The organism is Streptococcus oralis (genome assembly GCF_026782125.1).
Lineage (GTDB): Bacteria > Bacillota > Bacilli > Lactobacillales > Streptococcaceae > Streptococcus > Streptococcus oralis_CE.
In genome coordinates this window covers 20,969-43,043 of record NZ_JAKUVY010000005.1, presented here as the reverse complement: position 1 = coordinate 43,043, position 22,075 = coordinate 20,969, and the positions used below count along the sequence as shown (strand labels likewise).

The following is a 22,075-nucleotide window of genomic DNA, read 5'->3' as shown; positions in this document are numbered from 1 at the left end:
TTAAAAACCGATAATTGTATGGGTACAAAATTTCCGAAAAGAAAAACTTAGGAAACCAATCCTAAGCTCTCTTTTGAAGTGCGTACATAACAAAGATAGAAGTGACAATCAACCAGCATCCTAGAATGGTGAAGACCAACATACCGTTTTGAGTCACCAAGCCGATTGCCCCAAGAATGAAAGGTGTCGTAAAGGCTCCAAAGCTGCATCCTAGCACTGCAAATGATGTTGCCTGATTAAGGAGCTTGGCTGGGATTCTTTCAGAAAGAAGCTGAAAGACAGTGGTCAAGGCCACACTGTAAGAAAAACCTGCCACAACACTTCCAACTACCATCACACCCAATGACGGAGACAAGGCAATCACAATCTGCCCCAATCCAAAGGTGATACCTGACCAAAGGAGCAACCTTTCTTTAAACAGAGAGATAAAGAAAGAAAAACTCACACCTGCCAAGATACCAATCAACTGCATGATACTTAAAACCAAACTCGATAACTGGGCATCCCCTAGACCTCTTTCCACCATCAGACTAGGAATACGAATGGTGATAGCTGTGTTGGTACAGACAACAACTGCTGCTTCGACAGCTAATAGAAAAATTAAGCCTTTCATCTGTCCTGACAAACGAGTCGTTTCGGCCTCTTTTTTCTTTGTTTCTTTCTTTTCTTTCCCATAAGGGACGAAGAGCAGATAAAGAATCAATACTAAAAATCCCGCACTGTAGGCCAAGAAGGTCACTGTCCATCCAAAGGATAAGAGCTGACCGACCACTAGAGTCAAAATCGACGCCCCGACAACTTCTGCTGATCCGCGGAGACCCAGCATCTGGATCCGTGTCTTTCCATGATAGCGTTCGCTGATGATGGAAATGGCCTTGGCATTGATCATCCCAACACCCAAGCCAAATAAAATCCGCATAGCAAAGACAAAGTTATAATCCTGATACCAGAAGGGAGCTGTTCCACCGATAGAGAGGATGAGAAGTCCCAGACTAATCTGAAGTCGCTCAGGAAGCAAACGCTCCAAAAATCCATTTAAAACCAGCATAATCATGATTCCAAAAGAAGGGAGACTGACCAGGAGCTCGATTTGTTCTTTGGGGTAGCCTTGATAATAGTCAAACATGGCTGGCAGAGCACTTGAGATGGAAAAGGAGGTAATCAAAACGAGGGAGAGGGCCAAAATACTAGCCCGTTCTAAATATTGTTTCATGGATTTTCTTTCTATATATTTCTCACTGTTGATCCTTGTAAAAGGAAGATGGCAAGAAAAGAAGGAGCCCGATTGAACTAGAGACTCCGTCCTAACTTTCCTCATAGGAAGACTATTTTCGCTTGATTTGCTTGATCAGATAGAAGATGAAGCCTGCAACCATATACGCCGCAAAAATGATCAAACACCATTTAATAACCACGTCCCACCCCTTGTTCACATTTAAAAAGAAATAAGGGAAGGGATTGTCCTTGGAATTCGGAATATTGAGTTTTAAGACCAGTCCGTTAAACAAGGCAAAAATCATATAAACCAAGGGCAAGATGGTCCACAAGACTGGATCCCAGATCTTGTATCGACCCTGTTTATCAAAGAAGAGGGTGTCGGCTAAAAACCAGAGTGGAACGATATAGTGGCAAAGGAAATTTTCCACTCTGTAAAAATCTGTCGCAATCGGAGCAAGCATAAAATGGTAAATCACACAGGTAATCATGATACTCATGGTAACGCCACCCTTGAGACGAAGCAAGGTCGGACTTTGCCAATTTTCACCTGAACGACTCATCACACGGAGCAGATAGCCCGTGAAAATCGTTACCAAAAGATTGGACAACACTGTGTAGTAAAGGAGCATACCAAAGCCACCGTGCTTGGTAATCTCCAAATAAACTCCTGTAAATGCCGCTAAGAACAAAAGTACACGACTATAAAAGATAAATTTGTAGTTCAGTTTCATGGCTAGATTTTCTTAACAAATTCTGACTTGAGTTTCATGGCTCCAAAACCATCAATCTTACAGTCGATGTTGTGGTCACCTTCTACGATACGGATATTTTTAACGCGAGTTCCTTGTTTCAAATCCTTTGGCGCACCTTTTACTTTCAAGTCCTTGATAAGGGTTACAGTATCGCCGTCAGCCAATTTATTTCCGTTGGCATCGATAGCAACAACACCTTCTTCTACTTCTGCAACTTCTGCAGGATTCCACTCATAGGCACACTCTGGGCAGACCAAGAGACTTCCGTCTTCGTAGACATATTCTGAATTACATTTTGGGCAATTTGGTAAGTTGTTCATAAGTCCTCCTTAAACTAACAATTATTCTTTAAAATTCATATGTTATTGAACAGCAACTATTATACCGTAAAATCCTACTTTTGACAATGTGTCCTAAGTCCAGCAGACAAAAAATCATGCAACTGTTTACAGTTACATGACTTTTAAAAGATGATTGCTCATGGGCGCTTATCAAGCGCCTCATGATAAAAGGGGTAGCAACTATATTTTACAAACCAGGAGCTTGTCCAAGTTCTGCTGCAAGCATCCAAACTGTTTTCTCAAGTTCAGCCTTAGCACCAACAAAGATATCGTTTGTAACATCATCGCCTTCTTCATCAGTCACATCCAAAGCTTTTTGGAAAAGCGTGATGAGGTAGCGATAAATCGCTAGAACACGTTCCAAACTTTCTTCAACGTTACGGAATTTTCCTTCTTCTTCTTCGATTTCACTGTGTTGAAGGAATTCTGTCAAAGTTGAGTAAGGTTTGCCACCAAGGGTGATCAAACGTTCGCTGATTTCGTCAAGATAGCCATCAAGGCTGTCCATGTATTCATCCATTTTTGGATGCCATACGAGGAAACCACGACCACGCATATACCAGTGTACTTGGTGAAGGGCAATGTGAGCCACATACAAGTCCGCTACTGCTTGGTTCAATACTTCCTTTGTTTTTACCAATGCTACTGGCGCTGTCTTAGATAATGTTGTTACGTCTTTTAATGCATCTTTTTTCAATTCAACCATTTTTTTCACCTCATAATATTATTTTTGTAACCATATTTATTGATTACTACCTCAGTATACTACACCTAGTAGACAAAAGCAAGAAAATTAACCCATATTAAAAAAGTTGTAATAGACTGATAATTTAAGAAAAATATACAGTCTTTAAAAAAAAGACAGTCTTAGAAGACTGTCTGAAATAACTTAGATTATTTTACAAAGTCAAGCAATGCCAAAAAGCTTTCAGCTTCAAGTGACGCACCGCCAACAAGGGCACCGTCAACGTCTGGGCAAGCCATGTATGAAGCAACGTTTTCAGGTTTAACAGAACCACCGTATTGAACACGAACTTTGTCAGCAACTTCTTGACCAAAGTCAGCAGCTACAACGTCACGAACAACTTTACACATTTTTTGTGCATCATCTTGTGAAGCTGATTTACCAGTACCGATAGCCCAGATTGGCTCATAAGCGATAACTGATGCAGCAACTTGTTCAGCTGTCAATCCAGCCAAAGCAGCAGATACTTGAGCACCTACGAATTCAGCAGCTTTACCAGCTTCGTAAGTTTCAAGTGACTCACCACAACAGATGATTGGAAGCATACCGTTTGCAAAGATTGCTTTTGCTTTTTTGTTGATGTCTTCGTCAGTTTCATGGAAGTAGTCACGACGTTCTGAGTGACCGATAACAACGTAGTCAGTACCGATTTCTTTCAAAACTTGTGGGCTTGTTTCACCAGTGAACGCACCTGCATTTTCAAAGTAGCAGTTTTGAGCAGCAACTTTAAGGTTTGATCCTTTAGCAGCAGCAAGAACAGCTGTCAAATCAACCGCAGGAGCTGCGATACCTGCTTCAACAAGGTCTGATGAAGGAAGTTTTGATGCAACGGCTTCAACAAATGCTTTTGCTTCTTCTGGATTTTTGTTCATTTTCCAGTTACCAGCGATAAATGGTTTACGTGACATTTCACATACCTCTTTTTTCATTTTATTCACTATTATTCTATCATATTTATAAGGAGCTTGCAAACCTTACTCTAATTTTCAAAATTTTTCAAGCGACTAATTTTGCCACAAATTCATGGCATCAAGGAAATCATCCGAAGCCTGAACTTGTCTGGGATTGTTCGCTTCTCGCTCTGCTCGTTTGGCCTCTACTTGGGCAACAGACTGAATGCCTTCGTGGCGCCAGTTTCGTAAGATTGCCTGAATATATTTCCAGTTTGGCTTCCCATTGAGGACGGCCTCTCGGAGAGCTTCCTTAATCAAATCCGCCTTAACTCCGTCTTCTTTGACCGTCTTGGAAAGATCCTCGATTTCAAATGGTGTTAATAAGCGTCCCAATTCCTGCTGAAAAGTTTCAACCAGATCCTTCAATTGATTTTGCGGATTTGGGGCAGTTGTAGCTGGAGTTTGGGTATCTAGCAAGCTATCCAAGCGTTCAAAAGCCAAACTAGCATCAAAAATCAGCTCAATTTCCCCATTTAGTTCAATGGTCCGATATTGTAGCAAACCATTTTCAGTCAAATTCGAAATGGATTGGTTGACATCTGCCACCTCTTTGCCAATAATTTCAGCAATCTGACTAGGCGAAACATCTCCTAGGGCTGTGGTATTTTGTAAATAGAAAAATTGCCAGACGAGAAAATCTTCGCTGGAAGGAAAGAGTTCCTTAAAATGCAAGAGCAGGGCACTTGGCAAAACCAAGTTCCCTGATTTAAAAGCGTCAAAATATGTCATAATTCCTCTTATAGATATCCAAATGCAGCTGCATCATCCTCTACCTTTCTCCAGTCAAAAGGGGTTTCTTGATAAACTGCATAGTTTACCCAATTGCTGAAAAAGAGGGCAGCTGATGAAGACCAACAGAGACAGGGCGTCTCATTTACATCATCATTTTTAAAGTAGTTCTCTGGGATATGAGGATCGAGTCCCACCTCATAATCACGAAAATACTCTCTTGCCAAAGTGTCACGATCATACTCCAAATGACCAAAACTATAAATCTCACGCAAATCTCGACTAGCTAAGATAGAAACCCCAACCTCAGGACCTTCTGATAGAATCTCAAGATTGGTCTTGTTTAAGATCTCTTCTTTTAAAACCTCAGTATGACGAGAATGAGGTGCCACATAGCGATCATCAAAACCACGAAAGAGAAGATGGCCGTCTTTCAAGGTGTCCTGTGGGTAAATACCTGATAGTTTCCGATCCATCTGGTGCTTTTCAACGCCATAGCGAACATAAAGACCTGCTTGTGCTCCCCAACAGATATGGAGGGTTGAAAAAACATGCGTCTTGGACCATTCGATGACCTGTTTGAATTCCTCCCAGTAATCTACCTCTTCAAAAGGCAAATGCTCTACTGGTGCTCCTGTGATAATCATTCCATCAAAAAAGTCATCCTTGACCTCTGGAAAGGTCTTATAGAAGGTTTCCATATGTTCGGCACGAGTTGTCTTGGAACGATGTGTTTCCATATATAAGAAATCAATATCTAATTGCAAAGGGGTATTAGCCAAATGCCGTAAGAGTTGCGTTTCTGTTACCATTTTTTGAGGCATAAGATTTAAAATCAAAATCTTCAAGGGGCGAATATCCTGATGAGCGGCCCGTTGGTCGTCCATAACAAAGATATTTTCTGTCCTTAAAATCTCCACAGCTGGTAATTTTTTATCAATTCGAATCGGCATAATACCCTCCTAACAGTTCTCTATTTCGGGAATGATGTTGTCTGTTTGAAAGTAAAAACCTCCAAATACTTCTTCCCTTTATTATACTGTATGAAGATATAGTTTTCAATTATAGTTTTTCTCTAACTAGCTATAGTTAATTTATATAGCAGATGAAGAGAAAACAGCCCCAAGGACTGTTTTTCATTAATAATGCATAAGTACCTTGTAATCGTAGTCTCCGATTTTTTCACGGCCTTTAAGCTCATCCAACTCAATCAAGAAAGCACAACCAGCTACAACTCCACCAAGTCTTTCAATCATCTCAATGGTTGCCTTGACAGTTCCGCCTGTTGCCAAAAGATCATCTACGATGAGAACACGTTGGCCTGGCTTGATCGCATCAGCATGCATGGTCAAGGTATCAATACCGTACTCTTTCTCATAATCAGCAGAAATGACTTCACGTGGCAATTTTCCTGGCTTACGAACAGGTGCAAAACCAATTCCCAACTCAAAAGCAACCGGGCAGCCAACAATAAATCCGCGAGCCTCTGGACCCACGATCATGTCGATTTTCTTATCGGTTGCATACTGAACGATTTCACGAACAGCGTAGCTATATGCATTTCCATCTGCCATCAAAGGGCTGATATCACGGAAGGTGATGCCTTCCTTAGGATAATTTTCAATCGTTGCGATATAATCTTTTAAATTCATCTTTTTCTTTCTTTCAAAGTTTTTTACTCTCTATTATAGCATATTTTTTAAGAAAGAAAAAAGGAAAAGTTAACTTCAATAATTATCTAACGATTTGACGATTTATAACTAGCCATAGCAATAAAGCCCAATTTCTGTTTATTCTTAGCAAACATTTTATACATAGTTAAAAACTGCTTCCTATTCTCCTTTTTACAAGCATTTACGCAAATTTTCAAAGTTCCTAGCCAACCTTCGTCATAAATCATACCTGATAATTTCATTAATGTCATTTCACCAGTCAATATTTTCACATCACGATAACCTGATTCTATCATCACCTGTTCCCAACCATCTTGAGTTAAAGGACCTACATTTACATGAATTGCTTGTGACAATTCCTGTCTGACAGACTCTTTAGCTTCCTTAAGAAGCACATCATGTGTCAAAAGAAGACCTTCAGGTTTTAAAACCCTTAGATACTCCATTACACATTTTTTCTTAGCTTGATCGGCTTGCATAGTCAGCATAGCTTCATTTATAACAATATCAAAACTAGCATCTTCATAAGGAAGTTTCATTGCATTTGCTCTTTCAAATCTGATCAAATGACCAACACCTGCCGTTTCAGCAGATTTTTTAGCCACCTCTAAGGCTTGTCCATCCATATCAACAGCAGTTATCTTACAACCAAAACGCTGTGCCAACTCAATTGCTGTAGTTCCCCTATTGCACGCAACCTCTAGTATTCTCTTTTCTTTTGAAAATCCTCCTTCCGCAATTAACCAATCTGTAGCACGTTTTCCACCTGGACGTAAGCGTTTTTTCCCCAGTTTTGCTAAAAACTTATGACCTGCTTCTGACATTTGAACACCTCTATTTTTTCTTCATTATAACATAAAATTATATTATCTGACAATTCTAATCTATTATTTGATAAACTAGAATCAAAAGCATACAAGCTGCCATGACTATAGCATAAATCTATTAATCACCTCTCTAGTTAGAATTCAATTACTCACGTAGTTTACGCATATAGGTTACGACTACATATTTGTACTTTAGAGTTGCTGGCCTCCTTATCCGCTATATACGCTTTACTATCACGTGCCTATTCGTATAGCCAAGATTTCTCTATCTCTTTCTCTGCCGATTCTTGTTTCCAACGTCAGACTTAAACAGTCTATTCTAATGCCGTTCGATCAGCTACTCACAATAGTCAGGCTTGGGAATCACTTTTGGGTTTACTAGTATATGGTACCCACAGAGAACTTACACCTCAGATGAACGGAATGCCCGTTGTACCTAAAAAACGAGCACATTCGTACTCGTTTTTAAAAATCTGTTAATTAAAGTGAGTTTACGTCAACCTTGATACCAACACCTTGAGTAGTTGTGATTGTCAAGTTTGTTACGTAAGTTCCTTTAGCTGTAGCTGGTTTTGCTTTTTGGATTGTTTCGTTGAAAGCTTTAAAGTTTTCAACCAATTTTTCAGCTTCAAATGATACTTTACCGATGATTGCTTGAACGTTACCTGCACGGTCAGCACGGTAAGTAATTTTACCACCTTTAGACTCTTCAACTGCTTTAGCAACATCCATTGTTACAGTACCAGTTTTAGGGTTTGGCATCAAGTTACGTGGTCCAAGGACACGTCCAAGACGTCCAACAAGAGCCATCATGTCAGGTGTAGCGATAACTACGTCGAAGTCCAACCAACCGTCGTTGATTTTTGCAACAAGGTCATCTTCACCAACAAAGTCTGCACCAGCAGCTTTTGCTTCTTCAGCTTTTGCACCACGTGCGAAAACAAGAACGCGTGAAGTTTTACCAGTACCGTTTGGCAATACCATTGCGCCACGGATTTGTTGGTCAGCTTTTTTAACGTCGATGTTCAAGTTGTAAGCAACTTCTACAGTTGCGTCAAATTTTGCAAAGTTAGTTTCTTTTGCAAGTGCTACAGCTTCTTCTACACTGTATGCTTTTGTGCTGTCGATTTTTTCAAGAGCAGCACGAAGTTGTTTGCTTTTTTTAGCCATTTTCTATTCTCCTTGTAAGTGGTTCAATCGATTTTCATCTCCCACGTCACTTCTCGAAATGATGAAGTCTTGCGGGTATTCAGTCTATTAATTCTCTTTTTCTACTTCGTTAAGTTCCTTTGCTGCACCCAGGTACAAGCATCAGTCACTTGCCTAGTATGAAAAGTAACTAATAGACTGCTGTGAGATTTTCTACTGTGTTATTGATTAGTCAACAACAGTGAATCCCATAGAACGAGCAGTACCTTCGATCATACGCATTGCAGACTCAATGTTTGCTGCGTTCAAATCTGGCATCTTAGTTTCTGCAATTTCTTGTACTTGTGCACGAGTAACTGTAGCAACTTTAGTTTTGTTAGGTGTACCTGATCCTTTTTCAACACCTGCAGCTTTTTTCAAAAGAACAGCAGCTGGTGGTGTTTTTGTAACGAAAGTAAATGATTTGTCTTCGTATACTGAGATAACAACTGGAATGATCATACCAGCTTGGTCAGCTGTACGAGCGTTGAACTCTTTTGTGAATCCCATGATGTTGATACCAGCTTGACCAAGAGCAGGTCCAACTGGTGGAGCTGGTGTAGCTTTACCAGCAGGGATTTGCAATTTTACAAGTTTTTCGACTTTTTTAGCCATTTTTAAATCCTCCTTTGTGGTTTTGGCGGTAATTAGAGATTTTTACCTCCCACAAGTATGCTTTACACATACCTTTCTATTATACACTATTTATCTAAAAATGCAAGAGAAAAATTACTTTTTTAATCGACGTAATCGCCGCCTTCAAATCCATAGTATTCTTCCAAACTGAGGCCACTTGCAGCAATTTCTTTGGCTTCTTTTCCAACGTAGCGAAGATGCCATTCTTCTGCCATGTAGCCAGTCTCTTTTTCCTTGCCTTTGAGATAGCGAACGACAAAGCCATAGTCAGCCGCATGATCCAAGAGCCACTGGGCTGCCTTTTCTTCAGTGACTAAATCACCATCTGTCCCAATAAGGTCAAAAGCAAGACCCGTCTGGTGTTCACTGTAACCTGGGCGTGCTGAGTAGCGATCTGCCGCTTCCTTCCCATCTTGATTGACATAGTCTTGGTAGAGCTTAGCCTGAGTTTCATAACTTCTAAAACCACTGTAGTGATCACTTATTGGGTAGCCAGCTTCTTGCATTGCTGCAATGAGTTTCAGCAACTCTGCTTTAGCTGTTGGATTTTCTCCTGGGTTATAGTCTTTTGACAAAGGATAGTGCTTATTAGCTATGACGATTTCATCGTATTTCCCTTGAATACTATAGTAGTCTCCCTTGTTCACAACCTCTGCCTTCTTCTGACTAGAAGCTTGGGATTTGCTCCCTACAGTTCCTTCAGGTTGACTAGTTTGTTCTGTTTTTTGAGTATTTTCTTCATTTTTAGGTTTTTCTTGCGAACAAGCTGAAAGAGTCAACGCTAGTATACCAGATAAAATGACATATCTTTTTTTCATTTCTTTCTTCCTCTCTCTTAGGCCAAGTGCTTCTCTAATTCATCGGATAAGGCTTTAATCATTTGTTCCAACTCATGGGATTTCACTTGGCAATCTTCTGCCGCCATTTCTTCCCAGGGCACCCACCAGACTGGACCACGGCCATTCAATCCATGACCCTTCATATCACCTGATCGTCTTGGAAAGAGGTGCCAGTGAGCGTGGGCATCTCCATTTCCTAGGAGTTCAATATTCATCTTTTCAGCTTTAAACGTTTTGGCGACAGCTTCTTGGACCAAACTCATTTCCTCTAGAAAACGAAGTTTTACAGAAGTCTCCATATGGTGGAGTTCTGTGACATGCTCTTTTGCTAAAAACAAGGTATAGCCCTTAAAGTATTGGTGGTCTCCAATAACAACATAACCTGTCTCTAGTTCTTTTACAAAGTAGGGATTTTCCCCTGCCTTGATCCATTCAATTCTTTGACAAATCAAGCACATATTAGTCTACCAAGGTGCTCTTGAGATAGGCGTCTACCATACGCTCAGTCGCCACGACCGAATCAATGTGTGTTCGTTCGTAAGAGTGACTGGATTCAATACCAGCTCCAAGGAGGGCATGCTTAACCTCTGCTCCTGCTGACATAGCTGCTGAAGCATCCGAACCGTAAAATGGATAAATGTCGAGTTTAAATGGAATATCTTGCTCTTTCGCCAAAGCTACCAAGTGTTGACGGAAGTCATAGTGATAGGGACCTGAAGCGTCCTTGACACAGATAGACACTGTATACTCATCCGTCTGCTGGTCATCTCCCATTGCCCCCATATCGACAGCTAGATATTCCACTACCTGAGTTGGAATATTGGAGTTAGCACCGTGGCCCACCTCTTCGAAGACTGAAAAAGCAAAATGAGTTGTTACTGGCAATTCAATCTCCTCTTTCTTGTAAATACGAAGAAGATTGAGCAAAATCGCTGCGCTGACTTTGTCGTCCAAGTGACGAGACTTGATAAAACCAGTCTCTGTCACGACAGTTCGCGGATCAAAACTGATAAAATCACCGACCTCGATGCCCAAGGCGCGGGTTTCTTTTTCATTGGTTACTTTTGCATCCAAACGCACTTCCATATTGTCCTGCGTACGTTCTGCAGTTCCCGCATCTTTGTAGACATGGCAAGAAGTTTGATGGATGAGAATAGTCCCAGATACCTTTTGACCAGTGCTAGCTACATGAACCGTACAGTTCTCCCCTTCAATCATGTTCCAAGGGAAACCACCGATACGATCTAATTTGAGACGACCATCCGGTTTGACTGCACGAACAATAGCACCCAGCGTATCCACATGGGCAGTCACATAGCGTTGTTGTTCATCATTTTGACCTTTAATGGTCACATTGACACCACCCTTGGCTGTGCGAACAGGCTGGTAACCAAGCTCTTTTAAAGTATGGACTAGGTAGTCTGAAATCTCACGAGTAAAGCCTGTTGGAGAAGCAATAGCGGTTAATTCTTTGATATAGTTTACAGTTTGATTCATTTCTTCACCTCTTCCTACCATTATATCACTTTTCTAGCTGAATCCCTTTGGAAAAGGGTCTTATCCTTCTAGTTGATTTCACTATGGATCCATGTTATAATACAAATACTTTGATTATGAAAGGAAAGTAAAGGATATGAAATCTTACTTTAAAACCTCACTTGCCCTTGCGGCTGCTTTGCTCATTCTAATAGGATGCTCTAAACAGGCATCAGCACCTACTAATAACAGTGCCAAGGAAGACAAAACTGCTCAATCAAGCGAGACCAAACAAAGCACTGAGCAATCTTCTGAGAAGAAAGAAACAGCCAAGAAACATACTTTTGTCAACAAAAGCAATCCTGGAATCACTTCTACCTTGGTTTATACTGTAGAAGGCGACAATGTTACCAAGCAAACCGCTCAGAATGTTGCAGATCCTGAAATCCTTGGTGCAACTCCAGAAGAGGTCAAGAGTACACTCGAGGATACCTATAAAGGTTATTACGGGCTAAAAGGTGTTAAACAAACCATTGAAATCAAAGATGGAAAAGTTGTTCAAGATCTCGAAGTTGACTTCTCAGTTGCAAGCATTAGCGAACTTAGAAAAGCTCTTCCTGAAGAATTTTCTGGTATTGGAAATCGTGTAAGCTTTTCAAACTCGAAGAAATCTCTCGAAAAGATGGGATTCACAGAAAAGACAAACTAATCCCCTAAAATTTCATATAGACTAGTGTAGGTCCACCCCAAAAGTTAGACACAACTCTGACTCTTGGGGTATTTTTTTATAGTCCTGACCGATGAGTCCAATAGCCCCCTCTCAGTCCCATAAAAAGAGCATTTAAATCCCTCCCCTTAAAAAACCATACGATAAAAGTTCTTTGAAATAGATAGAGATAAAACTTTAATTGTCAGACTAGTTTCTGTTCATTGTCATGTCAGGTCAGATGAGAGGGGAGGTCTAGTTGATTTTGTAGTAGAATCATGTTATAATACAAAATAATTTGATTATGAAAGGAAATTCTATGAAAACTTATGTTAAAACTTCACTAGTCCTAGTGGCTTCACTTGTCCTCCTGCTCGGATGCTCCAAACAAGCATCAACACCTACTAACAGCAGTAGCAAAGAAGACAACACAACTCAGTCAAGCGAGACCAAGCAAAGCAGTCAACAATCATCTGAAAAGAAAGATGAGACAGAAACCCACACATTTGTCCACAATAGCAAACCTGGAATTCATTCTACCTTGACTTATACTGTGAAGGGAGATGACGTTGTAAAACAAACTGTTCATAATGTACTTGACCCTGAAAAACTTAATAATACCGCGGAAGGTATTAAGGAAATTGTTGACGATACTTATAAAGGTTATGAAGGGGTCAAAGGAGTTACACAAAAAGTTGAAATTCAAGACGAAAAAGTTATCCAAAACATCGAGGTTGACATGACTGTCGCGAGTCTTGACGAATTGAAAAAAGCAATGCCGAACGAATATTCTGGTATTGGAAACCGTGTAAGCTTTGCTGCCTCGAAAAAAATGCTTAAAGAGGCTGGTTATACTGAACAAACCAACTAATGAGTCGTGCTTATACAAAAAATTCTTGGTCGTTGACCAAGAATTTTTTTATTCCATCTCAAAAACATCACTCTCTTGTTTGTTTGGTAGAACCAATGAAAGCAAGATTCCAATGATAGCAGGTACCAACCATGGGAGGGATGCCTTAGCAAAAGGCAAAGCATTCACAAGATTTTCTAGAAACTCAATCTTAAAGGAGCTTCCAAGAACACTTGCAACGGCGATTGCTGTGACAACTCCCATTGTTAGTTGCATACCCGGTTTTGATAGGGGTACAAACTTATTCACAATCACAATCATCACAATGGCAATAGTGATTGGATACAAGATTACCAATACTGGAATTGAGTACTTGATGATAGCATCCAGACCGAGGTTTGCAATGGCAAATCCAATCAAGGTAAAGGCGGTGGCATAGGCCTTGTAGCTGATTTGTGGGAAACGTCCGTTAAAGAACTCTGCTGTCGACACAATCAATCCAACTGTCGTTGTGAAGCAGGTTACAGTTACCATAACAGCAAGGAAGAGTTGAGCTGTTGAACCAAAGATTTCCTGAGTTGCTTGCGACAAGATATAAACACCTGGTGTTCCACCCTTCATCACTTCAGCTGGTACTGGGAAATGATTTCCAAGGAATCCTAAACCGATATAAAGAGCACTAAAGGCAAGAGCTACAACAATACCAACAACCCAAATAGTTGAAATGTATTCTTTCTTACTTGAGAATCCAAGTTGTTTCAAGGTTTGAACAGCGATGACACTGAAGGCCACTGAGGCAAGGGCATCCAAGGTATTATAGCCTTCTAGGAAACCTGTACCAAAAGCAGAAGCTTGATAGGCTTCTGAAGCAGCTTGAGGACTTGTTCCACCATATTTAAAGGCACCTAGGACAACCAAGATAACAATCAACAAAGCAAAGACTGGTGTCAAGATTCGTCCGATACGATCCAAAATCTTTGATGGATTGAGTGAAATCAGATAGGCTGCGGAAAAGTAAAGCACGGTAAAGATAATCAATCCTAAGCCTTTATTTGCTTCAGACAAGAGAGGGCTGATACCGACCTCGTAAGCTGTTGTTGCTGTACGTGGAATAGCAAAGAAGGGGCCAATCGATAGATAGAGGACTGCAAGATAAAGAGTCGCAAACCAAGGTGAGATTTTCTTAGAAATCTCATAAATGTATCCTTTAGGATTGAGCGTTCCGATGATGAGCGTTAGGACAGCAATCCCGACACCCGAAAATACAAAACCTGCGATGGCAGGAAGAAACTGTTCTCCAGATAGGGCACCTAGAGAAGGCGGAAAAATCAAGTTTCCCGCACCAAAAAATATTCCAAACAGGAGCAAGCCTGTTAGGGCACCTTTTTTAGCCATAAAAATCTCCTTCATATTTCTAAAATACTGACCTAGTATACCATGATTAAGACTCTGAAAAAAGTATCCAAAATTAATCATTGAATGTTTTCAATATTTTTAAAAATAAGAATTATCTAAAAACAAAATCCCTTACTCAGTTGGAACCGAGCAAGGGAAGACTAGGATCTATCGCCATATAGGTTTAAAGATTTTCAAAGGCCGTCATTCCACCTTGAACATTGGTAACGTCATAATCCTGTTCAGCTAGAAATTGACAAGCACGTGCTGACCTCATCCCAGATTTGCAAATGACATAATACAAGAGGTCCTTGTCCAATTGATCATAAGTATCAGCCAATTGACTAAGTGGTAGGTTCTGAGCAACTTCTAAATGAAGCGTCTCAAACTCATCCACTTCTCTCACGTCTAAAACGGAAAGGGACCCTTTCTGGTAAAGCTTGTAAAATTCATCGAAGGAAATTTCTTTCATTCTTTTTCTCCTAAAATCGTTTTAATTCTTTTTTTCAAATCGGGCACCACTTCTGACTCAAACCAAGGATTCTTAGCCATCCAGATTTGATTTCGTGGTGAGGGGTGAACTAGTGGAAAATAGGTTGGTAAGTAGTTCTGGTAATGTTTTACCCTTTCTGTCACCTTGCCACTAACTTTCTCATGTAAATAATAGGCTTGGGCATACTGCCCAATCAAGAGAGTTAATTGGATATCGGGCAACTCTTGCAAGAGTTGCGGATGCCATTTTTCGGCAAAGCCTTTACGAGGTGGAAGATCACCTGACTTGCGATGCCCCGGAAAGTAGAAATCCATGGGCAATACTGCAAAATAACCCGAATTGTAAAAGGTATCTTCATCCACACCTAGCCAGTCCCGCAAGCGGTCACCACTCTTATCCTTCCAATAAATCCCTGCTTCTTGTGTTTTAAGTCCAGGAGCCTGACCGACAATATTGATGCGAGCTGTCTTTGGCGCTGCAAAGAGTGGCTCTATTCCGCGTTCGGTATAGCTGGTATTCTGTGGATCCGCCATAATGGCTTGCTTGATTCTTTCGATTTGAGACATCTGTTTTCCCTCCAAAAAGAAGTCCAAGCATAACATCTCAGACTTCTATCGTTTTATTTGATCAATTCATAAATAGCTTCAGCATAGATTGCTGCTGCTCGGAAGAGATCGTCCAAGGCGATAAATTCATTGGCTTGGTGCATGGTATCGATTGAGTCCGGGAACATAGCACCGTAGGCCACACCACGCTCTAAGAGACGTCCGAAAGTTCCACCTCCGATGACTTGCTCGTGACCTTTAAGACCAGTTTGTTTTTCATAAACATTCAACAAGGTTTGCACAAGCGAATCTTCCATTGGCACATAGTGAGGGGTGTGACCGTGTTCAGAAAGGCTAACAGAAGCAACTGGCAAGTTTTCAAGGATTGACTGGATCTGCTCTGGACTGGTTCCTTTTGGATAACGGAAGTTGAGGGCAATGGTATTGTCAGCACTTGCTTCGTCAAAGCGGAAAACACCTGCATTCATAGAAAGGGCACCCATCTTTTCATCCACATGAGCCACCTTGAGATTTTCGCCCTCATGGTCATTCAAGAGAATCTTACCAGCGATGTCGAGGTAGTCTTTGGCTGGTCCTGCAAAGTCAAACTGACTGAGAAAGAGGGCCAGGTAAGTTGCACCGTTGACACCTGAAGCAGGCATAGCACCATGAGCTGATTTACCAATGATGGTCACCTTGTATTTGCCAGCATCTTCTTGGATTTCTCCTCTCAGTTTGTGCTCTGCAACGAAGGCATCTAGCTTAGCTTGCAAATCAACTAAGTCGCCTGAAACAACTGCTGTTGCTGACTCCGGTACCATGTTTTCACGCAAACCACCTGTGAAGCTGTGAAGGCGAGCTGCACCAGTATTTTCACCTGCAAAATGGAGATATTCTGTGATATTCCCTTTTTCACCATTGATGATAGGGAATTCAGCATCTGGAGAGAAACCGAAGTCTGGTTTCGCAAGTCCTACATGTTCAAAGTAGTAGTCCATGTCTGCCCAGCCTGATTCTTCATCTGTTCCGACGATGAAACGAACTTTTTTAGAAGTTGGAAGCCCCAATTCTTTGATGATTTTCAAACCATAGTAACAAGCTGTTGTAGGCCCCTTGTCGTCTGAAGCTCCACGCGCATAAAGGCGACCGTCTTTGATAGTTGGTGTATAAGGGTCCGTGTCCCAACCGCTACCAGCTGGCACCACGTCCATGTGAGCAAAGATTCCGAGAACTTCTTCTCCTTCACCAAACTCAAAATGTCCTGCGTAGTTATCAACATTTTTAGTTGGATAGCCATCACGGTCTGCGATTTCAAGGAATTTTTCCAAGGCTTTTACTGGACCAGGTCCAAATGGATGCTCAGCATCGGCTTTGCTGTCATCACGTTCTGAGTTGATTTCCAAAAGGCTAAACAAGTCAGCCAAGAGGTCTTCTTTGCGTTTTTCTACTTCTGCTGTAAAATCAATAACTGTCATTTTTTCTTCCTATCTCTTCTCGATAATTTCATCTACTGGCAAGCGGTAGCTTGGTTCCAATTTCTCATCTGTGTATCCAACTGTGATCAAGAGTTCTGGACGGAATCGGTCTTCAATGTCCAAAACTTCGTTGGCTTTTGATTTGTCAAATCCAAGAATAATGTTAGAACCGATTCCTTGGTCTGTCAGAGCAAGAACCAAGTTCATGGCAACCAAACCTGCATTGAGGGCTAGGTAGTCGCTGACTTGTTGTTCACTGTAACGCGCAAATTCAGCTGGCAGATTCTTCATAAAATATTGAAGTTGCTCTTCAGAAAAGTTATTAGCGCCGCCAACTCGGGCAATCTTACGAGCACGTTTAGCCAAATCTGTGTCGGTAAACAAGGCAATGGTTACAGGTGCTGCTGATACCTGCTCAAAGTTCGAACCATAAGCCAATTTTGCCAATTCAGCATTTTTCTCACGAACAACCACAAACTTCCATGGCTGGCTGTTGTGGGCACTTGGGGCCAAGGTTGCGATTTCGATAGCCGTACGCACATCTTTGGGATCTACCGGTTTATCAGTAAAATGCTTAGTCGCATGACGTTTTTTATTTAATTCAAGAAATTTCATAATCGATTTCCTTTTCTAATTCTACTGCATCCATTCTACCATATTTTGAAAGAGCTTGCAGAGATTTTTCATAGAAAGAAATTGGAACACGGATGAAGTCCTGGATTTAAACTTATCATTAAAATCAGATTTTTCCTCATCCAGTTCCAACTAATTTTCAGGGGTTTTAAGAAACTAGTCTACCTTATATTCTGACTTTATAGCCTCCAAAAATTTCTTCACATCCTCAACATACCCATGCTTTTCAATTAAACTAGCTAAGAGTTCTAGATTGTGCCCCCGATAGTTGTCATCTCGGCGTAGTTCTTCATACATTTCGATAAAAGGAAGCCCCTTGGACTTGGCCAATTCTAACTCTGCTTCATAGTCATAAGCAACTTTTCGGAATAGAATGTTTACTAATTCCCCATATTCTACTTCTATCACAGCATACTGAGCACGGTGATTTTTTAACGCCTCCCAATTAAAATAGGGCATGCCAATCGACCCTGGATTGATGATTTGTTGCCCTTGACTGCCATAACGAAGCAACTGCTTGTGAACATGACCATAGACTGCCACATCAACTTCATCATCTAGGAGTTGGTCAAATTTCTCTGTATCATTCTCAACTAGCAAGTCACCACCATAGTTCTTATTTGGCAAATTATGAGAAAGAGAAAAACGCAGTCCGTCAACTTCTCTCTTTTCTAGCATAGGTAAGCTTCGTAGCCAGTCAATCGTTGCAGGATCCATTCGCTCCATCAAATACTGCGTCATACGCAAGAGCTGGACTTCCTGTGGGTCTTCCAAGCCATATTGCCCATCTAAAGCCTCAAGGACACAATCATCCCAATTGCCTCGAACACTTGTAGTGATAGAAAGTTCCTTTAACAGAGCGACCAAGTCATTTGCACCTGGACCAGGGAGGAAAATGTCTCCCATGAGCCAGTATTCACTGACTCCTTGTGCTTTAGCATCTGCAATCACTGCTTCTAAGGCAGTCACATTTCCATGAATATCTGATAAAATTGCGATTTTATGGTTCATCATAATCTCCTTTTGTTTGGTAGTCCACTCTTTCTTCCGCCACTTGAGCCAATTCCACTTCTTCCTGAGGGTTCAACTTTCTTTTCACATCTTCTGCGACTGCTCTTGGCACACCCACTTCGACAATTTCATCCACACTAGCTTCCTTGATTTTAGTGAGAGATTTAAAATGCTTCATGAGATTCTGTTTGCGTTTAGGTCCCAGACCGTCAATCCCATCCAGTTGTGAAGAAAAGGAATTTTTGGAGCGCAGTTGGCGGTGGAAGGTGATAGCAAAGCGGTGCACCTCATCCTGGATGCGTTGGAGGAGAAAGAATTCTTGAGAATTGCGAGACAACTCCACCACTTCCAGTGGATCTCCAAAGAGCAGTTCATGGGTTTGGTGCTTGTCATTCTTTTGCAGACCTGCAATTGGGATATCCAAACCTAGCTCTTCTTGGATGACTTGCTTTGCGATATTGACTTGACCTTGTCCCCCATCAATCACAATCAAATCTGGCGGGGTTAAACCCTCACGTTGAACTCGACCATAACGTCTGCGAATAACCTCTCGCATACTCGCATAATCATCAGGTCCAATGACAGTCTTGATTTTGTACTTACGGTAGTCTTTTTTACTCGGTTTGCCATTGACAAAGACCACCATGGCTGAAACAGGACTAGTTCCCATGATATTAGAGTTATCAAAGGACTCGATACGTACTGGGGTCGGGATTTGGAGCAAGCGTCCCAGATTTTCAATAGCTCCTTGGGTCTTTTCGACAGATTTTTCCAGCAGATTGAACTTCTGCTCCAGACTAACACGGGCATTTTTTATGGCTAGATTGACCAGCTGCTTTTTCTCTCCACGTTGGGGCTTGAAAATCTTGGTATCCACCAAGGCCTTAACGGCTTCTTCATCGATATCTTGCGGAATCAGCACCTCATTGGGAACCAGGTGGGATTTTTCTTGATAGAATTGTCCCACATAGGTCAAGAAGTCCTCATCCGGATCATTGTAGTAGGGGAAGAGATTGACATCCCTCTCAATGAGCTTGCCTTGACGAACAAAGAAAACCTGGACACACATCCAACCCTTTTCCACATAGTAGCCAAAGACATCACGATTTTGCAAATCTTTTGCCATGACCCTTTGCTTGGTCCGAAGTGTTCCAATGGCCTGAATCAGGTCACGGTATTCCGCCGCACGTTCAAACTCCATACTTTGAGCCGCCTTTGCCATCTTGCCCTTGAGGTCATTGATGATTTTGTCATCCTGCCCTTTTAGGAAATCAGAAACCTCCTGAGCCATGGACTTGAAATAGGCCTCATCTTTTTTACAGATGGTGTGGGCCATACACTGGCCGATATGGTAGTAAAAACAGACCTTAGAGGGCGGGTTGGTACATTTCCGAAAAGGGAAAATTCGGTCCAGTAGTCGCTTGATTTCATTGGCTGCCCCCACATCAGGATAAGGTCCAAAATAAAGACCACCGTCCTTCTTGACCTGACGGGTGATAATCAAGCGAGGATAACGCTCATTAGTGATTTTGATGAAGGGATAGGACTTATCATCCTTGAGCATGATATTGTACTTGGGCTTATTTTCCTTAATCAGGTTGATTTCTAGGAGAAGTGCCTCAATATTGGACTCCGTAACAATAAATTCAAAATCTACAATCTCAGACACCAGAGCTTCCGTCTTGGTATCATGACTTCCACGGAAATAGGACCGCACTCGATTGCGCAGATTTTTAGCCTTTCCTACATAAATGATAGTGCCGTTTTTATCTTTGTGAATGTAACAACCGGGGCTGGTCGGCAAGAGCTCCAGTTTTGATTCGATCAAGTTATTCATAGTTCCATTATAGCAAAAAGGCCGTGACAGGACGAACAAAAAGCCCCACCAATCGCTTGATAGAGGAGCTTTGATTTCTTTTCGGATTGCACCGACTTCATCTAGTCGCTACTGGTATAGAGTTCTTGAACAGCTGTCACATCCTGAGGCTGAATCCCATAATAGGAACCTGCTGGCTGCATGACAGAAGTTTCGTTGGTATGATCCAAACCGATGGCATGCCCCAGCTCGTGCTCCGCCGTGTGCACGATCCGTTCATAAGAATAACCATAACTTGGATTGGATAGATAATAGTGATTCAGGCGAACCGTTACAGATATAAATTGTTTGGTTAACAAATTGGTTTGACTCTCGGCTTGACCTGCTACAGCGGTCGATCCATCATTCATTTCACTTGCCACAATATCTGCCTGGCTAGGATCCGTAACCACCTCAAAGGTAAAAGCTCCCGTTTGATTCCAGTTTTTTATGGCTTCTGCATAGGCGCCTTGGAAGGTCTCATCCATTTGAGGCTCAATATAGATGCGAGCTGAGGCTTGAGCCCACTTGCCTTCTGCATGTTGGTGACTGTCTGTCTGAGACAAGACTTCCAGCGTTCCCGTCTCCTTCCATTGATTCCAGCCACCTTGACCAATCTTGCTCATTTTTTCAACCTGATTGACCGCAGAATGAAAATCACCAGACAGATACCAAACCACTCCAAAGGCAATGAGAAGTAGAATGACCACGGTCCAAACCAGACGCCAGAAGAAACGCCAAATTCCCAAAAGAAATCGGAAGAATAATCGAATAATCCAGAACATGACGCCCCACCTTTCATAAAAATAAGAACCTATCTTGAAATCACGTTCTCCTTGATCAAGATAGATTCTCTATTTTACTGAAGAAAGCTGAAAGAAAACTAAAACTAAGATAAACGTTCTTCCAAAACAAAGTCAATTGGTAGAGTAGCCAAAAAACGTTCCAATTGTTTTTCCCAGTAGTACCACTCGTGCTTACCTGGACTATGACTATAGGTCACCTCAAAACCAAGATTTTTGAGGTTTTTCACTGCGAGGTTATTGGCAGAGTAGAGATAGTCTTGCTCCCCACACCAAGCCCATAGTTTGGTCTTTTTATCGGATTTTTCAGCCATGCTTTCAAGCGAATGAGGGCTAGCTGTCCAGTCTTTAATCTCTCCAAAAACTCCTCGCCAGTAGGCAAGTGACCCCAGATCCTGACTTTCAGGAGAAAAATCCTGAAAACTGAGCGCACCAGAAAAACTAGCCGCATGAGAAAAACGATTCGTCGATAGAGCGAGTTTGAAGGAACCATATCCTCCCATGGAGAGACCTGCTATGAAGGTCTTTTCTCGCTTGCTGGTCATATTGGGGAAGAAACGTTTCATGACTTGGGGGAGTTCTTCTGCTAGAGCAGTATAGTAGTTATAGCCATACTGAGTATCTGTGTACCAGCCATTGCTAGTATTGGGCATGATAACAATGAGATTGGTTCCCCGCAACAAGCGTTCGACATTGGTACGTTTGAGCCAGCTATTTTGGTTTCCTGACATTCCGTGCAAAAGATAAAGGACAGGAATATCTGTGCAATCTGGTTCAGTCACCCGACTAGCATCTGGATAGAGTACGGTAACGCCCCACTCCATATCCAAAACTTCTGAGTAATACTCAATATTCATAACTGCCATGGTTGTCTCCTTTTACTATTCTATAAGAAAAAGCCGAATTTCGACTTTTTCTGTAGGTATTCTGCT

25 protein-coding genes are annotated in these 22,075 nt (G+C 41.5%); 2 read left to right on the top strand and 23 right to left on the bottom strand.

The annotated features are described in order from the left end of the window. Positions 1 to 61: 61 nt before the first annotated feature. The 14 genes from MK385_RS04940 to MK385_RS04875 all read right to left on the bottom strand — a co-directional run bounded on the left by MK385_RS04940 (position 62) and on the right by MK385_RS04875 (position 11,398). A complete protein-coding gene (locus MK385_RS04940) occupies positions 62 to 1,213 on the bottom strand; it encodes an MFS transporter (protein ID WP_268725442.1) in 1,152 nt (383 codons plus the stop codon). Between the two features lie 112 nt (positions 1,214 to 1,325). Further along, a complete protein-coding gene (locus MK385_RS04935; protein ID WP_084852578.1) occupies positions 1,326 to 1,949 on the bottom strand; it encodes a Pr6Pr family membrane protein in 624 nt (207 codons plus the stop codon). A gap of 2 nt (positions 1,950 to 1,951) precedes the next feature. Continuing rightward, positions 1,952 to 2,290 (bottom strand): zinc ribbon domain-containing protein YjdM, encoded by a 339-nt coding sequence (locus tag MK385_RS04930; RefSeq protein ID WP_001061600.1) that lies wholly within the window; start codon positions 2,288 to 2,290, stop codon positions 1,952 to 1,954. Positions 2,291 to 2,498: 208 nt separating this feature from the next. After that, the gene (locus MK385_RS04925; RefSeq protein ID WP_038806331.1) at positions 2,499 to 3,017 is read right to left on the bottom strand and encodes a Dps family protein; all 519 of its coding nucleotides are present in this window, start codon (positions 3,015 to 3,017) and stop codon (positions 2,499 to 2,501) included. Positions 3,018 to 3,205: 188 nt separating this feature from the next. Next, on the bottom strand, positions 3,206 to 3,964 hold the full coding sequence (tpiA, locus tag MK385_RS04920) for a triose-phosphate isomerase (protein ID WP_000087899.1): 759 nt from the start codon (positions 3,962 to 3,964) through the stop codon (positions 3,206 to 3,208). A gap of 96 nt (positions 3,965 to 4,060) precedes the next feature. Then, entirely contained in the window at positions 4,061 to 4,738 is a 678-nt protein-coding gene (locus MK385_RS04915) for a DnaD domain-containing protein (RefSeq protein WP_268725441.1), read from the bottom strand. A gap of 8 nt (positions 4,739 to 4,746) precedes the next feature. Beyond that, positions 4,747 to 5,691: a homoserine O-acetyltransferase MetA gene (metA, locus tag MK385_RS04910; RefSeq protein WP_268725440.1), complete on the bottom strand. Its 945-nt coding sequence runs from the start codon at positions 5,689 to 5,691 to the stop codon at positions 4,747 to 4,749. A gap of 186 nt (positions 5,692 to 5,877) precedes the next feature. After that, positions 5,878 to 6,390: an adenine phosphoribosyltransferase gene (locus MK385_RS04905; protein WP_001049316.1), complete on the bottom strand. Its 513-nt coding sequence runs from the start codon at positions 6,388 to 6,390 to the stop codon at positions 5,878 to 5,880. Positions 6,391 to 6,476: 86 nt separating this feature from the next. Further along, a complete protein-coding gene (locus MK385_RS04900; RefSeq protein WP_001287236.1) occupies positions 6,477 to 7,235 on the bottom strand; it encodes a class I SAM-dependent methyltransferase in 759 nt (252 codons plus the stop codon). Positions 7,236 to 7,718: 483 nt separating this feature from the next. Beyond that, positions 7,719 to 8,408 (bottom strand): 50S ribosomal protein L1, encoded by a 690-nt coding sequence (gene rplA, locus MK385_RS04895; protein ID WP_001085675.1) that lies wholly within the window; start codon positions 8,406 to 8,408, stop codon positions 7,719 to 7,721. Between the two features lie 207 nt (positions 8,409 to 8,615). After that, entirely contained in the window at positions 8,616 to 9,041 is a 426-nt protein-coding gene (gene rplK / locus MK385_RS04890; RefSeq protein ID WP_001085808.1) for a 50S ribosomal protein L11, read from the bottom strand. Positions 9,042 to 9,163: 122 nt separating this feature from the next. Beyond that, positions 9,164 to 9,880, bottom strand: a complete 717-nt coding sequence (gene ldcB / locus MK385_RS04885) for an LD-carboxypeptidase LdcB/DacB (RefSeq protein WP_268725439.1) — start codon at positions 9,878 to 9,880, stop codon at positions 9,164 to 9,166. Positions 9,881 to 9,897: 17 nt separating this feature from the next. Then, complete coding sequence (locus MK385_RS04880) at positions 9,898 to 10,359, bottom strand: HIT family protein (RefSeq protein WP_268725438.1); 462 nt, start codon at positions 10,357 to 10,359, stop codon at positions 9,898 to 9,900. 1 nt (position 10,360) lies between these two features. Further along, complete coding sequence (locus MK385_RS04875) at positions 10,361 to 11,398, bottom strand: M42 family metallopeptidase (protein ID WP_215804445.1); 1,038 nt, start codon at positions 11,396 to 11,398, stop codon at positions 10,361 to 10,363. 136 nt (positions 11,399 to 11,534) lie between these two features. Here MK385_RS04875 and MK385_RS04870 point away from each other — a divergent pair, with 136 nt between their 5' ends. Further along, entirely contained in the window at positions 11,535 to 12,086 is a 552-nt protein-coding gene (locus MK385_RS04870; RefSeq protein ID WP_215804444.1) for a DUF1307 domain-containing protein, read from the top strand. A gap of 316 nt (positions 12,087 to 12,402) precedes the next feature. Further along, entirely contained in the window at positions 12,403 to 12,954 is a 552-nt protein-coding gene (locus tag MK385_RS04865; protein WP_268725437.1) for a DUF1307 domain-containing protein, read from the top strand. A 48-nt stretch (positions 12,955 to 13,002) separates the two neighbouring features. Here the strand turns inward: MK385_RS04865 and brnQ are convergent, their stop codons facing one another. The 9 genes from brnQ to MK385_RS04820 all read right to left on the bottom strand — a co-directional run bounded on the left by brnQ (position 13,003) and on the right by MK385_RS04820 (position 22,009). Continuing rightward, on the bottom strand, positions 13,003 to 14,328 hold the full coding sequence (brnQ, locus tag MK385_RS04860; protein ID WP_215804442.1) for a branched-chain amino acid transport system II carrier protein: 1,326 nt from the start codon (positions 14,326 to 14,328) through the stop codon (positions 13,003 to 13,005). Between the two features lie 184 nt (positions 14,329 to 14,512). Next, entirely contained in the window at positions 14,513 to 14,800 is a 288-nt protein-coding gene (locus tag MK385_RS04855) for a rhodanese-like domain-containing protein (RefSeq protein ID WP_268725436.1), read from the bottom strand. Further along, positions 14,797 to 15,387: a uracil-DNA glycosylase family protein gene (locus MK385_RS04850; protein ID WP_268725435.1), complete on the bottom strand. Its 591-nt coding sequence runs from the start codon at positions 15,385 to 15,387 to the stop codon at positions 14,797 to 14,799. The genes MK385_RS04855 and MK385_RS04850 overlap by 4 nt, the downstream gene beginning before the upstream one ends. A gap of 53 nt (positions 15,388 to 15,440) precedes the next feature. Continuing rightward, complete coding sequence (gene pepV / locus MK385_RS04845) at positions 15,441 to 16,841, bottom strand: dipeptidase PepV (protein ID WP_268725434.1); 1,401 nt, start codon at positions 16,839 to 16,841, stop codon at positions 15,441 to 15,443. A 9-nt stretch (positions 16,842 to 16,850) separates the two neighbouring features. Further along, the gene (locus MK385_RS04840) at positions 16,851 to 17,456 is read right to left on the bottom strand and encodes a nitroreductase family protein (protein WP_000670151.1); all 606 of its coding nucleotides are present in this window, start codon (positions 17,454 to 17,456) and stop codon (positions 16,851 to 16,853) included. A gap of 174 nt (positions 17,457 to 17,630) precedes the next feature. After that, a complete protein-coding gene (locus tag MK385_RS04835; RefSeq protein ID WP_001015771.1) occupies positions 17,631 to 18,485 on the bottom strand; it encodes a metallophosphoesterase family protein in 855 nt (284 codons plus the stop codon). After that, positions 18,475 to 20,322 (bottom strand): excinuclease ABC subunit UvrC, encoded by a 1,848-nt coding sequence (uvrC, locus tag MK385_RS04830; protein ID WP_268725433.1) that lies wholly within the window; start codon positions 20,320 to 20,322, stop codon positions 18,475 to 18,477. Before uvrC ends, MK385_RS04835 begins: the two co-directional genes overlap by 11 nt. Before the next feature lie 101 nt (positions 20,323 to 20,423). Next, positions 20,424 to 21,125, bottom strand: a complete 702-nt coding sequence (locus MK385_RS04825) for a M57 family metalloprotease (RefSeq protein WP_268725432.1) — start codon at positions 21,123 to 21,125, stop codon at positions 20,424 to 20,426. 104 nt (positions 21,126 to 21,229) lie between these two features. Continuing rightward, entirely contained in the window at positions 21,230 to 22,009 is a 780-nt protein-coding gene (locus tag MK385_RS04820; RefSeq protein ID WP_268725431.1) for an alpha/beta hydrolase, read from the bottom strand. Between the last annotated feature and the right edge of the window lie 66 nt (positions 22,010 to 22,075).